The 13388-nt window shown below is 71.1% G+C and carries 14 protein-coding genes and 2 pseudogenes; 4 read left to right on the top strand and 12 right to left on the bottom strand.

Going from position 1 to position 13388, the window contains the following annotated elements; genetic code table 11:
* Position 1 precedes the first annotated feature (1 nt).
* Entirely contained in the window at positions 2-1072 is a 1071-nt protein-coding gene (locus ACOZ38_RS12615; protein WP_424536993.1) for an ATP-dependent DNA ligase, read from the top strand.
* A 101-nt stretch (positions 1073-1173) separates the two neighbouring features.
* On the opposite strand, the gene ACOZ38_RS12610 is transcribed toward ACOZ38_RS12615, so the two are convergent.
* The 8 genes and pseudogenes from ACOZ38_RS12610 to ACOZ38_RS12575 all read right to left on the bottom strand — a co-directional run bounded on the left by ACOZ38_RS12610 (position 1174) and on the right by ACOZ38_RS12575 (position 5579).
* Positions 1174-1863: a hypothetical protein gene (locus ACOZ38_RS12610; protein WP_424530564.1), complete on the bottom strand. Its 690-nt coding sequence runs from the start codon at positions 1861-1863 to the stop codon at positions 1174-1176.
* A 192-nt stretch (positions 1864-2055) separates the two neighbouring features.
* Positions 2056-2250: a ferredoxin gene (locus ACOZ38_RS12605; protein WP_424530562.1), complete on the bottom strand. Its 195-nt coding sequence runs from the start codon at positions 2248-2250 to the stop codon at positions 2056-2058.
* A 41-nt stretch (positions 2251-2291) separates the two neighbouring features.
* Complete coding sequence (locus ACOZ38_RS12600; RefSeq protein WP_424530560.1) at positions 2292-2477, bottom strand: cytochrome P450; 186 nt, start codon at positions 2475-2477, stop codon at positions 2292-2294.
* An 89-nt stretch (positions 2478-2566) separates the two neighbouring features.
* A pseudogene (locus ACOZ38_RS12595) lies at positions 2567-3052 on the bottom strand (hypothetical protein); the annotation flags it as partial.
* A 182-nt stretch (positions 3053-3234) separates the two neighbouring features.
* Positions 3235-3444, bottom strand: a pseudogene (locus ACOZ38_RS12590) (FAD-dependent oxidoreductase); the annotation flags it as partial.
* A gap of 31 nt (positions 3445-3475) precedes the next feature.
* Positions 3476-3676 carry a ferredoxin gene (locus ACOZ38_RS12585; protein WP_424530558.1) on the bottom strand — a complete coding sequence of 67 codons (201 nt, stop codon included), beginning with the start codon at positions 3674-3676 and terminating at the stop codon, positions 3476-3478.
* The gene (locus tag ACOZ38_RS12580) at positions 3673-4356 is read right to left on the bottom strand and encodes a TetR/AcrR family transcriptional regulator (RefSeq protein WP_424530556.1); all 684 of its coding nucleotides are present in this window, start codon (positions 4354-4356) and stop codon (positions 3673-3675) included. The genes ACOZ38_RS12585 and ACOZ38_RS12580 overlap by 4 nt, the downstream gene beginning before the upstream one ends.
* A 2-nt stretch (positions 4357-4358) precedes the next feature.
* On the bottom strand, positions 4359-5579 hold the full coding sequence (locus tag ACOZ38_RS12575) for a cytochrome P450 (protein ID WP_424530555.1): 1221 nt from the start codon (positions 5577-5579) through the stop codon (positions 4359-4361).
* 126 nt (positions 5580-5705) lie between these two features.
* Here ACOZ38_RS12575 and ACOZ38_RS12570 point away from each other — a divergent pair, with 126 nt between their 5' ends.
* Positions 5706-7175 (top strand): MFS transporter, encoded by a 1470-nt coding sequence (locus tag ACOZ38_RS12570; RefSeq protein WP_424530553.1) that lies wholly within the window; start codon positions 5706-5708, stop codon positions 7173-7175.
* Positions 7176-7289: 114 nt separating this feature from the next.
* Here ACOZ38_RS12570 and ACOZ38_RS12565 read toward each other — a convergent pair whose 3' ends face one another.
* On the bottom strand, positions 7290-7922 hold the full coding sequence (locus ACOZ38_RS12565; RefSeq protein ID WP_424530551.1) for a hypothetical protein: 633 nt from the start codon (positions 7920-7922) through the stop codon (positions 7290-7292).
* A gap of 165 nt (positions 7923-8087) precedes the next feature.
* Positions 8088-8822 (bottom strand): AfsR/SARP family transcriptional regulator, encoded by a 735-nt coding sequence (locus ACOZ38_RS12560; protein ID WP_424530550.1) that lies wholly within the window; start codon positions 8820-8822, stop codon positions 8088-8090.
* Positions 8823-9064: 242 nt separating this feature from the next.
* Between ACOZ38_RS12560 and ACOZ38_RS12555 the strand changes: the two genes are divergently transcribed.
* Positions 9065-9349, top strand: a complete 285-nt coding sequence (locus ACOZ38_RS12555; protein WP_424530548.1) for a hypothetical protein — start codon at positions 9065-9067, stop codon at positions 9347-9349.
* A gap of 137 nt (positions 9350-9486) precedes the next feature.
* Here the strand turns inward: ACOZ38_RS12555 and ACOZ38_RS12550 are convergent, their stop codons facing one another.
* A complete protein-coding gene (locus tag ACOZ38_RS12550) occupies positions 9487-10305 on the bottom strand; it encodes an SAM-dependent methyltransferase (RefSeq protein WP_405146512.1) in 819 nt (272 codons plus the stop codon).
* Between the two features lie 232 nt (positions 10306-10537).
* Here ACOZ38_RS12550 and ACOZ38_RS12545 point away from each other — a divergent pair, with 232 nt between their 5' ends.
* Positions 10538-11989, top strand: coding sequence for an aldehyde dehydrogenase family protein (locus ACOZ38_RS12545; protein ID WP_424530546.1), 1452 nt, complete (start codon positions 10538-10540; stop codon positions 11987-11989).
* Positions 11990-12022: 33 nt separating this feature from the next.
* Here the strand turns inward: ACOZ38_RS12545 and ACOZ38_RS12540 are convergent, their stop codons facing one another.
* The gene (locus tag ACOZ38_RS12540; protein WP_424530544.1) at positions 12023-13387 is read right to left on the bottom strand and encodes a 6-phospho-beta-glucosidase; all 1365 of its coding nucleotides are present in this window, start codon (positions 13385-13387) and stop codon (positions 12023-12025) included.
* Position 13388: the final 1 nt, after the last annotated feature.

Raw genomic sequence — 13388 nt, 5'->3', positions numbered from 1 at the left:
GATGAGCCTTCCGGTCGCTCCGCCCGTGGCGCCGATGCTGGCCAAGGCCGTCAAGGAGTTGCCGTCCCAGGACGGCACCCTGCTCTACGAGCCCAAGTGGGACGGCTTCCGCTGCGTCGTGTTCCGCGACGGCGACGACGTCTACCTGGGCAGCCGCAACGAGCGGCCGTTCAACCGCTACTTCCCCGAGCTGATCGAGGCGGTCAGGCGAGAGCTGCCCGAGCGGTGCGTGGTCGACGGCGAGATCGTGCTGCGGCGCGGCCAGATCCTCGACTTCGACGCCCTCCAGCAGCGCATCCACCCGGCGGCCTCGCGGGTGAGGCTGCTGGCGGAGCAGACCCCCGCGTCGTTCGTCGCCTTCGACCTGCTCGCCATCGGCGACGAGAGCCTGCTGGAGACCCCCTTCGGGGAGCGCCGCGCGCGTCTGGTCGACGCCCTGGCGGGCGCGGGCGACCGGGTACGGCTGACGCCGGTCACCGACAGCGACGAGCGGGCGGGCGAGTGGTTCGAGATGTTCGAGGGGGCCGGGCTCGACGGCATCGTGGTCAAGCGCACCACCCAGCCGTACGAGCCCGACCGGCGCACGATGTTCAAGGTCAAGCACGAGCGCACGGCCGACTGCGTCGTGGCCGGGTACCGCGAGCACAAGTCCGGGCCGGTCGTCGGATCGCTGCTGCTCGGGCTGTACGACTCGGCGGGCGTGCTGCACCACGTGGGGGTGGCGGCGTCGTTCCCGATGAAGCGCCGGGCCGAGCTGATCGACGAGCTGAAGCCATACCTGCTGACCGACCTCGGCGACCACCCCTGGAGCTCGTGGATGTCGCAGGACGAGAGCACCACCCAGCGCATGCCGGGGGCGATCTCCCGCTGGAGCGCCGGGAAGAACCTCGCGTTCATCCCGCTCAGCCCCAAGCTGGTGGTGGAGGTCGCCTACGACCACATGGAGGGCAACCGGTTCCGGCACACCGCCCAGTTCCGCCGGTGGCGCACCGACCGCACGCCCGAGTCGTGCGACTACGAGCAGCTCGAACACCCCGTCGGCTACAACCTGGACGACATCCTCGCGCGCTGAGCACGCCCCGCGCCTGTGGCGAAGCGGCGGAAGGGACATGGGCGGCGGACCCATGTCCCTTCCTTCATGACCAGGCGTATCGGCTTGGTCTGGTCGCCGGATCAGTACCCCCTCACCGATGTCCTCTCGGACCTCTGGTGCTCGCTCCGCCTCTCCGACCGCTCGCTGCGCCTCTCCGACCGCTCGCTGCGCATCTCCGACCGCTCGCGCTCCCTGGGACTCTCCATCCGATCGCGCTCCCTCGGCCTCTCCATCCGATCGCGCTCCCTCGGCCTCTCCATCCGATCGCGCTCCCTGGGCCTCTCCGACCGCTCCCGCTCGCGCATCTCCGAGCGCTCCCGTTCGCGCATCTCCGACCGCTCGCGCTCCCTGCGTATCTCTGACCGCTCCCGTTCCAGGCGCCTCTGGGACCGCTCGAGGTCCCTGCGCATCTCCGAGCGCTCACGCTCCCTGCGCCGCTCGGACCGCTCGAGGTCCCTACGCAGCTCGGACCGCTCGCGCTCGGCGCGCCTCTCCGACCGCTCCCGCTCGGCGCCCCTCTCCGACCGGTCGCGGTCATCGCGCCTCTCCGACCGGTCGCGGTCATCGCGCCTCTCCGACCGGTCGCGGTCCCCGTCGTCGCGCGGCATGACACGGAATCCGGGTGCCGTCACCGGCGTGCTCTGCTCGGCGCCGGCGACCACCGCCGTCGCTGGGTGTGATGCGGCGGAGGCCTGTGCGGCTCCGGTGGTACAGAGCGCGAGCGAGAGGAACGCCGGACCAAGCAGCATCACGGATCGCTTGCCTACCATGGCCGACTCCTTTCCATGTCCGGGCCACCCGTAATGATCGTCGACGGTCCCAGGTGGCCGCTCTTGGCGTCGAACCACATGGTTTCCGGGGTCGCGCCACCGCGCCGTGACACCGACGTGACGATGGACGAGGCCACTCCCCTTCCGACGGGCGGGATCCGCTTCCACACCGGGCATATGACTCGGCGTTCGTCATTCCTCGACGTGGATGGCGAGTGCCGGGCATACGGCCGCGGCCTGGCGGACATCCTCGGCCAGGCCGGCCGGCGGGGTGGGGTTGAGCAGGACCACGATGCCGTCCTCGTCTCGCTGGTCGAACACGTCCATGGCGGCCGTCAGGCACTGCCCTGAAGCGATGCACCTGTCCTGGTCGATGGTTATCTTCACGAAGACCCCTCCTGTTCGCTGTTGATGAGATGCCGGCGACGTCACCAGGTCACGGGAAGCTCGTAGACGCCATAGACCTGCCCGTCGTGCTTGAACGAGATCTGGTCCAGATCCGCCGCCAGGCGCAACGTGGGAATGCGCCGGTAAAGGGTGCTGTAGACGACCTGCAGTTCCATCCGGGCCAGCGGCTGGCCCAGGCACTGGTGCACTCCGAAACCGAAGGCCACGTGCAGGCGGGCGTCCCGGCGGACGTCCAGTTCGTCGGGGTCGGGAAGGTCTCGGGATCGCGGTTGGCGATGTCGTTGGGCATGATCAGCCCGTCACCGGCGCGGATGACCTGGCCGGCGATCTCGATGTCCTCGAGCGCGACCCGGCGGCGTCCGCTGTGGGTGATGTTGAGGTAGCGCAGCAGTTCCTCCACCGCTCCGGCGACCAGCTTCGGATCGTCGCTCTCCCGCACGAGGGCCAGCTGGCCGGGGTTTCCTCGCAGATCACCAGCGAGGGCACCGGCAGGGCGAACGCCTCGACCAGGTCGGCGGGCTTGGGACCGGCCAGCAGGTCGTCGATGAGGTCGTCCACGATCTTCCGCACGACCGGGCGCAGGGCTTCCACCCGCCTGACGGCGAACGGCGCCGTCACCATCCGCCGCAGCCGGGCGTGCTCGGGATCGTCCATCAGGATGAAGCTCAGGGGGCCGCCGCTGTACGGGGCCTGACGCGGATAGCCGGGGCGGGTGATGTCGGCGCTGACCCTCGGGTCGGCCAGCAGGGCCCGCTGCTCGGCGTGCCGGGTCACCAGCCATGGCGTGCTGCCATCCCACAGCTTGACCTTCACGAGCGGGCCGTGTCCTTGCAGGGACCGCAGCGCCGGCGGCGGATCGAACGGGCAGCCCGCCGCTCTGGTGCCCGGGAACTCCGGGATCTCGGCCTGGTCCAACGTTTCGGTCATCGCTTGGTTTCCTTGAGGGCCGGCCATGGTGACGGCCAGCCCCATCCCTCGCGCGGTGGCGGCGATCTCGGCGCCGAGCACCCCGTCGCCGACGACCACGCATCGCGAGGAGGCCAGCAGGCCGGCCCGTAGCGCGAGGGCGTCGTCCAGCGTGCGCAGGGTGTGGACCCCGGACAGTGCGGCCTGGCCGGCGAGCGCGCGAGGCCGCAGCCCTGTGGCCACGACGACGGCATCGGCGCGCAGGGCACGCCGACCACCACGACGCCGGAGGGATCGTTCACACGCTCTCGCTCAGCTCGATGGCGGCCGCTGGACAGACGGCGGCGGCTTCACGCACCCTCGCCCGCAGGTTCTCGGCGGGCTCCGCCGCCAGCAGGACCACGATGCCGTCGTCCTCGCGCTGGTCGAACACCTCTGGCACGAGCAGCACGCATTGGCCCGCGCCGCAGCACTTGCCCTCGTCCACGCTGATCTTCACTGCCCACGTCCTTCCTGCTTCAGGCCGGCGTGCACGTCCGGCGTCACGGGCGCCGACCACAGCCCGACGATCGCGTCGATCAGCCCGGTCGCGACGCCGTGCCAGCTGGAGCGAGGGGTCGGCCTGCCGTGGGCCAGGGCGCGTTCGTGCTCTGCGCACACGTGCACCATCAGGTGACTGGTCATGTCGCCGCGCTCGGCCCGCACCTCGACCGGCAGCGCGGGAAGGCAACGGTGCAGCCCGTCGACGATCCGCACGAGCGTGGGCGAGGTGAGAGCCTCGTCGATCATGATGTCGCGCAGTGCGGGGTCGGTCATCACCTGGGCGCCGAACCGGGCGAACCAGGTCGGGCTGCCCATGGCGGCCAGATGCTCGCTGACCGGACGCACCAGGCAGGCCACCCAGTCACGCACCTCGGCGGAGTCGCCGGCCTCGGCCAGCATCCGCCCGCGGATGTGCTCGATCCGCTCGGCGTTCTTGCGCACGATCGCCCGCACCAGGTCCGCTTTCGTGCCGAAGTGGTAGCCGACCGCGGCGTTGTTGCCCTGCCCGGCGGCCTCACTGACCTGGCGGTTGGACACGGCGAACACCCCGTGCTCGGCGAACAGCCGCTCGGCCGCCTCCAGGATCTGCTCCCGCGTCGCGCTGGCCCGCTCGGCTCGCACGGTCCTGCCGCCCATGGTCACCACCGCACCGGAACTTCGCGCAGCCCGCCGACGACCAGCCCGTCGAGGCGGCGCAGATCCTCCACCGCGACGGCCAGGTCCAGGGACGGCAGCCTGCGCACCAGCACCTCGAGCACGACCTGCAGCTCGGTGCGGGCCAGCGCCTGCCCAAGGCACGAGTGCGCTCCGGCGCCGAAGGCCAGGTGCGGGTTCGGGCTGCGGCCGAGATCCATGTCGCCCGCGCCGTCGAAGACGCTCTCGTCGCGGTTGGCCGCCGCCATACTGCACACCACCGTCGTGCCGCGCGGCAGCAGCGTCCCCCCGATCTCGGTCTCCTCGCCCAGGTAGCGCGGCATGCCGAACCCCGAATTCGCGTCGAACCGCAGGGCCTCCTCCACCGCCAAGCGCACCAGTGACGGGTCGGCCACCAGCCGCTCCCAGCGCCGCCGGTCGGCCAGCAGCATGCCGGCCATCTTCCCGATCATGTTGGCCGTGGTCTCGTGCCCGGCCACCAGCAGAGCCATGCCGGTGGCCACCAGCTCCCCGTCGGACAACCCGCCGCCCTCGGCGTCGGTGCCCCTGATCAGCTCGCCGAGCAGATCGTCACCCGGCTCCGCCCGCTTGGCGGCCACGTGAGCGGCCATGTACTCCACGAACTCGGCCTGCGCCGCGTCGATCTCCGCCTGGCCGTACCGTGTCAGGTTGAGCAACGTGTCGGACCAGTAGGCGAAGCTGTCCCGGTCGGCGGCGGGGACCCCGAGCAGATCGCAGATCACGTACACCGGCAGCGGGAAACCCAGGCTCGCCTTGAGATCCGCCGGATGACCGAGCTCGACCATGTCGTCGACGAGCCGCTCGGCCATCGCCTCGATCACCGGGCGCAGCGCCGCCATCCGCTTGGCCGTGAACCACTTGCCGACCTGGCGCCGCCACCGCTGATGCCCCTCCCCGCCCTGCGGGATCGCCATCGCCATCTCGGTGTTGAACACGCCCCCCGACTCGCTGTCGGAGAGCCGGGCCGCGTCCTCCGCGTTCAGCTGCCTGGTGAACCGCGGATCGGACAGCACCCGCCTGACGTCTTCGTAGCGAGTCAGCAGCGACGCCTCGTCACCGCTGGGCAGCTTCACTCGCGCCACCGGGCACCGCTGCCGCAGCCGCGCCCACTCAGCCGGTGGCTCCAGCGCCGCCTCGCCGGGAATCGGGTAGTGCAGCACCTGCTCGCCGTCACCTTGGCTCACCACGACCTCCTCCGGACCGACTTTCAGCACCGCCAGTAAACCCAGCCTGTTAACTTTAAGTCAAGCGCTTGATTTAATATCGAGCGGCATCGTGCACCTCAACCGCCCACGCCGGAGGCTTCAGCCTTGCCAGACGACCTTGCGGTATCCTCCCGAACGGCCGGCCCACCGCGGGCGAACACCATCGTGGTGGTGCTCGCCCTGGCCGGGATCGTGGTCTCGCTCATGCAGACCTTGGTGATCCCGCTGGTCCCCCAGTTACCCACGCTCGTCGGAGCCTCGGCGTCCGACACCACCTGGGCGGTCACCGCCACGCTCCTCGCGAGCGCGGTCGCGACGCCGGTGGTGGGACGGCTGGGAGACATGTACGGCAAGCGACGCATGCTCCTGTTCAGCCTCGCCCTGCTGGTGGCCGGTTCTGCCGTCGCCGCCCTCAGCGACGCCCTGGCGCCCTTGGTCGTCGGACGGGCTCTTCAGGGTCTGGCGGCCGGTGTCATCCCGCTGGGGATCAGCATCATGCGCGACGAACTGCCAGGCGAACGGCTCGGCGCGGCGACCGCGCTGATGAGCGCCTCGCTGGGCGTGGGCGGCGCTCTCGGCCTGCCCGCGGCCGCCCTCCTGGCCGAACGCGCCGACTGGCACGCGCCGTTCTGGACGGCCGCGTGCCTCGGCGTCCTCGCCACCGTCCTGGTGCTGAGACTCGTACCGGAGTCGGCCGTCCGCACCGGAGGACGCTTCGACCTGGTGGGCGCGGCCGGATTGTCGATCGGGCTGCTCTGCCTGCTGGTGGCCATCTCCAAGGGCGCCGGCTGGGGCTGGGCCAGTGCCCGGACCCTGGGGCTGCTCGGCACGTCGGCCGCCGTGCTCCTGCTGTGGGGATGGTGGGAGTCGCGCACCGGCCAGCCGCTGGTGGACCTGCGCACCACCGCTCGCCGGCAGGTGCTGTTCACCAACCTCGCGTCCGCGGTGTTCGGGTTCGCGATGTTCGCGATGTCCCTGGTGCTCCCGCAGGTGCTGCAGTTGCCGAAGGCCACCGGCTATGGCCTGGGAGAGACGATGCTCACCGTGGGCCTGGTGCTGGCGCCGTCCGGTCTGGTGATGATGGCCATGGCGCCGCTGTCCGCGCGTGTCTCGAAGGCCAAGGGCCCGAAGGTGACGCTGATGCTCGGCGCCCTCGTGGTCGCCGCCGGCTATGGCCTGAGCATCGCGCTGATGTCGGCCATCTGGCACCTCGTGCTCGTGTCCGCCGTGATCGGAGCCGGCATCGGCCTCGCGTACGGAGCCATGCCCGCCCTGTTCATGGCGGCCGTGCCGGTGTCGGAGACGGCCGCCGCCAACAGCCTCAACACGCTGATGCGGGCCATGGGGACCTCGATCTCCGGCGCGGTGGCCGGCGTCGTCCTGGCCCAGATGACCACCACGTTCGGCGCCGTCACCCTCCCGTCCGCGGACGGCTTCCGGGTGGTCATGGCCATCGGCGCCGGCGCGGCCCTCATCGCCCTGGTCTTCGCGTCCTTCCTCCCCCGCCGAAGCCCTGTCACGGCGACACCGCACACCACCGCCACGGCACCTGCCACGGGGAAGGCCATGCGCTGAGCCGCCGAAGGGACATGGGCGGTAACCCATGTCCCTTGTTCTTGCGACCAGGCGTATCCGCTCAGGTCCGCTGGTACCAGGTCAGTACCTCCTCATCTCCTGGCGGCCGCGCCGCTAGAACATGTCGCGGTCGTCCCGCATCTCCGACCGACCGATCCGCTCGGACCTGCCACGGTCGTCCCGCATCCGGTCGTCCCGCATGCGGTCGTCCCGCATCCGGTCGTCCCGCATGCGGTCGTCCCGCATCCGATCGTCCCGCATGCGGTCGTCCCGCATCCGATCGTCTCGCATCTCCGACCGGCCGCGCCGCTCGGACCTGCCACGGTCCTCCCGCATCTCCGACCGACCGCGCCGCTCGGACCTGCCACGGTCCTCCCGCATCTCCGACCGACCGCGCCGCTCGGACCTGCCACGGTCCTCCCGCATCTCCGACCGACCGCGTCGCTCGGACCTACCGCGGTCCTCCCGCATCTCCGACCGGCCACGTCGCTCGGACCTGCCGCGATGGTCCCGCATCTCCGACCGGCCGCGCCGCTCGGATCTGCCGTGGTCGCCGTACCGGCCGCGGTCACCGTCGTCGCCTGGCATGACGCGGAGTCCCGCTGCCGTCGCGCCGTACTCGGCGCCGGCGACCACCGCCGTCGCCGGGCTCGGGACGGCAGAGGCCTGCGCGACTCCTGCGGTGGGCCAGAGCGCGAGCGAGACGAGTGCCGGACCGAGCAGTGTCAAAGGCCGCTTGCCTACCATGTGCCGACTCCTTCTGTGTCCGGGCCACCCGTAGTGGTCGTCGACCGTCCCGAGTGACCGTCCTTTCGTCGAACCACATGGTTTCCGGCACCGCGCCACCGTGTCGTGACACCAACGTGACGAGGGGGCGACGCCGCGACGCTTTCGAGGGCGGGCGACCGCGTTTCAACGATGGACGATGGCGCGCAGGCCGGCGACGAGCTCACTCACGAGCGGTGTCGGGCGGAGTCCCAGCTCAGAGCCCAGAAGGTGCTCGTAGCGCTCGAAGTCGCGGAGCGCCTCGGCCTGGTTGCCTTCCGCGAGATGGGCGCGGATCAGCGCGGCGTGGGCACTCTCGCGCAGCGGCTCCGCCCGTACGGCCACGCCGGCGGCGGCGACCGCGTCGGCGAACCGGCCGGCCCTGATGAAGTCCTCGGCCAGGGCTTCCAGGGCGTGCAGGCGCAGCTGGTGCCACTCCTCGGCCTCGTGGACCACCCAGTCGTCGTACCAGCCGGGCAGCAGGTCGACCGACAGCGTCTCCACCGCGGCCGCGCTGAGGTCCTGTTCGGGCGTCGGGGTGCCCGGGTCGAGGATGCGCCTGGCCAGCGACCGGGCCTCGTCCACGTCGACCCCGGCGGCGGGCCTGAGGCGTACCTCGGTCGCGCCGATGTCGAGGATCTGCCGTCCGACCCCTTCGAGACGCGCCAGCGCCGACCGGAGGCTGGCGTACGCGCGCCGCTCGGGCCGGTCGGGCCACAGCGTGCCTGCCATCAGAGTCCTGGGCACGGCCTGGCCGCAGAGGGCGACGAACGACAGAAGGCGCTCGGATCCTCCCGAGACCGTCACCTGCTCGCCCCCGGCCAGCAGCCGGAAACCCCCCAGAAGGTCGACCCGCAGAACGGGCCGGTCGCCGCTCTCCATTGTTCTGCTGCCTCCCGCGTGGAAAGCGAGTCGTCTGGTAAGCAGCCCTCCCGTCGCCGTCTCTTCCCCGGCTATGTACCCGGTAGATGGCGATATGTCCCGTTTTATTGGGTCAGCATGCAGCCTGCCGGGTCGCCGGAGCGCTGACCTCCGTCACGCACGCGTCATGCTCCGGTGACGCCCGCTGCGTCACGCTCTCATTTGGCCGCCACCTTCGGCGGCACGAGAGGAGGTCGATCTCCATGAGGAGAAACGTCTTTGCAGCGCTCGCCCTGAGCGGCGCGCTCGTCGTACCCGCGACGCTCGCGTCGGCGGCCCTCGCTGCCACTCCTTCCGATGACCTGATCAAGGGCGGGTACGAGTCCCTGGCGTCGTGCCAGAGCGCCCTCCCCGACATAAAGGAGCAGCAGTCCTCCATCGAGACGTCACTCGCCTGCAAGGCGTACACCGAGCCGTCGTCCGCCAAGATGTGGGGCGTCTACACCGCGGAGACGACGACCGAGGAAACCCCGGTCACCGAGTCGTAGCGGCCCTCGGCCGGCCGGCGACGCCCCGGGCTACGACGGGGTGAGCGACCGGGCCGGCGTGCACTGAGCACCGCCCGGCGCGCGGGGCGGCACGTGCCCCCCAGGCACGTGCCGTCCCGTTCCCGCGTGCGCGGCCGTCAGGCCTTCCGCCCGAGCCCGCAGAACTCGTCCACCTCGCGGACGAACTGGCTCTCGTGGGGGTCCGGCCGCCAGCTGGGGCAGGAGACCACGCCCGGCTCGACGAGCTCCAGGCCGTCGAAAAAGCCGCTGATCTGCTCCGGGGAGCGAAGGTTGTAGGGGACCGAGCCGCTGGCGTTCCAGATGGCGATCGCCGCCTCGAACTCCGGCCCTCGCACGACGTTGGTGCCGTCGGCGATCGCCAGGTAGCTGCCGGAGGGCAGGGCGTCGGTCAGGCGCTTGACGATGGAGCGCGCCTCCTCGATGTCGGAGACGTGACCGAGGATGTTCAGCAGCATCAGGGCCACCGGCCGGCCGAAGTCCAGAGTGGTGCGGCCCGCGGCCTCCAGGATCGTCTCGGGGTCGCGCAGGTCGGCGTCGATGTACTGGGTGACGCCTTCCGGCGCGCTGACGAGCAGGGCGCGGGCGTGCGTCAGCACCACCGGGTCGTTGTCGACATAGACGATTCGGGACTCCGGAGCGATCCGCTGGGCGACCTCGTGGGTGTTGTCCTGGGTCGGCAGCCCGGTGCCGATGTCCAGGAACTGGCGGACGCCCGCCTCCGCGGCCAGATAGGTCACCGCGCGCGACAGGAACGTGCGCGAGCTGCGAGCGATCTCCACGATGTCGGGGAAGACCTCGCGGAACTGGTCGCCGACCTCGCGATCGACCTGGTAGTTGTCCTTGCCTCCGAGCCAGTAGTTCCAGATCCGTGGCGAGTGGGAGACCGTGGTGTCGATCTTTTGCGGCTCGCCGGGCGGCAACGAGCTTTCGGTCACGGGGCTCTCCTGTCGGAGGTGGGACGACTGGAACTCCAAATTAATCGGCAAAGCCGTCATTCCACAGCAGCAACCAATCTTGATCATAAACCGTGATATGTCAGGCCCGATAACGGCCCGGCCGATGACCGAATCGCACGGCTTCCCGGATGTTGTTGAGCAAGCGTACGCTTGGTTAATCGCTTGGTTAATCGCTTGGTTAGATCCGGTCCGGCCGACGCGGGAGTTGAGGATGGCGGAGAGCATCGCGGAGTACCGCAACCTGATCGGGGGCGCGCTGGCACCCGCCGCGGACGGCCGCACGCTGGACTCGGTCAACCCGGCGACCGGCGAGGTCTGGGCACGGATCCCCGCGAGCGGCCGGGCCGACGCGGACGCCGCCGTCGCCGCCGCGAGGAAGGCGTTCCCCGGCTGGTCGGCGATGCCCGCCCTCGGGCGCGCCGGCTTCCTGCGCGAGGTGGCCGAGGTCTTCGCGGCCAACGCCGACGAGCTGGCCCGGATCGAGACGCGCGACAACGGCCGCATCCTGCGCGACACCCTGAAGAAGGACCTGCCCGGCATGACGTATCTGTGGCGGATCGCCGCGGGAGACGTCCTCGACGCCGTGAAGGGCGACACGGTCATCCTCGGCCCCGACACGCTCGGCCTCACCCGGCGCGAGCCGTACGGCGTGGTGCTGGGCATCATCCCGTGGAACTCCCCCATCTCGACGTTCTCGGCCAAGGCCGCGTACGCGCTGGCCGCCGGGAACACCGTGATCGTCAAACCCGCCGAGCAGGCGTGCGCGTCCGTGCTGCGGCTCGGCGAGCTGCTGGCGGACGTGCTGCCGCCCGGAGTGCTGAACATCGTCAGCGGGCTCGGCGAGGAGGCCGGCGACGCGCTGGTACGGCACCGGGGGGTCGCCAAGATCAGCCTGACCGGCTCCACCCAGACGGGCCAGGCCATCACGCGGGCCAGCGCCGACTCGCTGAAGCCGCTCACCTTCGAGCTCGGCGGCAAGTCCCCCAACATCGTGTTCGCGGACGCCGACCTGGACGCCGCCGCCCAGGGCGTAACGGTCAACTCCGTCTACACGGGCAACGCCGGGCAGGTGTGCGTCGCGGGCTCGCGCATCCTGATCCAGCGGCCCGTCTGGGACGAGATGATCGAGCGCGTCGCCTCCATCGCCGCAGGCCTCACGCTGGCCGACCCGCTCGACCTCTCGACGACGATGGGCCCGATCGTGTCGGCGGGCCAGTACGAGCGGGTCACCGGATATCTGGAGATCGCCGAGAAGGAGGGCGCCGAGCTGGTCTTCGGCGGCACCTGCGGCGCCTCGGTGGTCCCCTCGATGCCAGGAGGCTACTGGGTGGCCCCGACGCTCTACACCACCACCGACAACTCGCTCCGCGTGTGCCAGGAGGAGATCTTCGGCCCGGTCGCGGTGGCCATCCCCTTCGACACCGACGAGGAGGCGCTGGCCATCTCCAACGACTCCTCCTACGGCCTCGCCGCCGGCGTCTGGACCCGCGACCTCGGCCGGGCGCACCGGTTCGTCCGCGACCTGCAGAGCGGCACGGTCTGGGTCAACACCTTCCGCCAGATGCCTCCCGGGCTGCCGTTCGGCGGCGTCAAGGACAGCGGCTACGGCCATGACTCCGTCCTCGCGTACACGCGGGAGAAGGCCGCGATCATCCAGACCTGACGGCGACCTTGTCATCGCCGGCCCATCGAGGAGCTAACGCGCCGCGCCGGGCGCGGGAGGCAGGACCGACGCGAGCTCGGGGATGCGGGCGCGGTAGCCGTCGAGCAGGAGGCGGGCCACGGAGACCGAGTCGACCAGCGGGTGCGAGGCGAACGCCCGTAGCGCCACGCCCGCCGAGCCGGTCACCGCCGCCTCGATGGTGAGCTGCTCGACGGCCTTGACCTGCTGGACGAGCCCGAGGAACTGGCCGGGCAGCGGCTTGGTCGCCAGCGGCCGCACCCCGCCGGCGTCCACCACGCACGGGATCTCCACGACGGCCTCGGGCGGCATCCCGGCGACCGCCGAGCCGTTGCGGACGTTGAGGATCATGGTGGTGGTGCCGCCCCTGGCGATGGTGGTCATCAGCGCGAGCGCGATGCCCTCGTACCCGCCGGCCGACAGATCGGCCGCGTCACGCTCGCCCGCCTGGGCGGTGTCGCGGGTCTCGGCCATGTAGGAGGCGTCGCGCTCCCTGCGGGCGCGCTGCCACTCGGCCAGCGCGTGCTCTGGCTCGCGGCGCACCGCCGAGTAGAAGCGCTCCTGCTGCTGGAGCAGCGCCTCACCGCGGGTCTGGGCCGCGCCGCCGATCGCGGCCACGGCCTCCCGGGTGAAGTAGTAGTAGTACAGGTATTCGTTCGGCAGCGCGCCGAGCGACCGCACCCACTCGGGGCCGAACAGCCGCGCCTCCTCCACCAGCTTGAGCGCCGTGTCGTCGGCGAGCAGGTCGGGAAGGACGTCACGGCCGCCGTACGACAGCCCGCGCAGCCAGCCGAGGTGGTTGAGCCCGACGTAGTCGGGGGCGGTGCGGGCGGGGTCGAGGCCGAGCGACCTGGCGGCCCGGCGGATCAGCCCGACCGGCGAGTCGCAGATGCCCACCACGCGGTCGCCCAGGACCCGCTGCATGGCCTCGGTGATCATGCCGGCGGGGTTGGTGAAGTTGATGACCCACGCCCGGGGCGCGACCACGGCGACGCGCTCGGCCACGTGCAGGGCCACCGGGATCGTGCGCAGGCCGAAGGCGATGCCACCCGGGCCGATGGTCTCCTGGCCGAGGATGCCGAGGTCGAGCGCGACCCGCTCGTCCGCGGTGCGCCCCTCCAGCCCGCCCACCCTGATCGCCGAGAACACGAACGTGGCGTCGCGCAGCGCGTCGTCGAGGTCGGTGGTGACGCGCACGCGCGGCGGGTCGTCATACCCCGCCGCGAGCTGCGCGAGCACGTGGCCGACGGCGGTCAGGCGCTCCTCGGAGACGTCGTACAGCACGACCTCCTCGACCCTCGGCCTGCCGGTGTCGCGCAGCAGCGCGCCGTAGACCAGCGGGACGCGGAAACCGCCGCCGCCGAGGATGGCCAGCCTCATA

Origin of the sequence: Sphaerisporangium viridialbum (assembly GCF_049674955.1) — a bacterium.
Lineage (GTDB): Bacteria > Actinomycetota > Actinomycetes > Streptosporangiales > Streptosporangiaceae > Sphaerisporangium > Sphaerisporangium viridialbum.
Note: the sequence above shows the minus strand (reverse complement) of the source record. Positions and strands in the feature narration are given on the sequence as shown.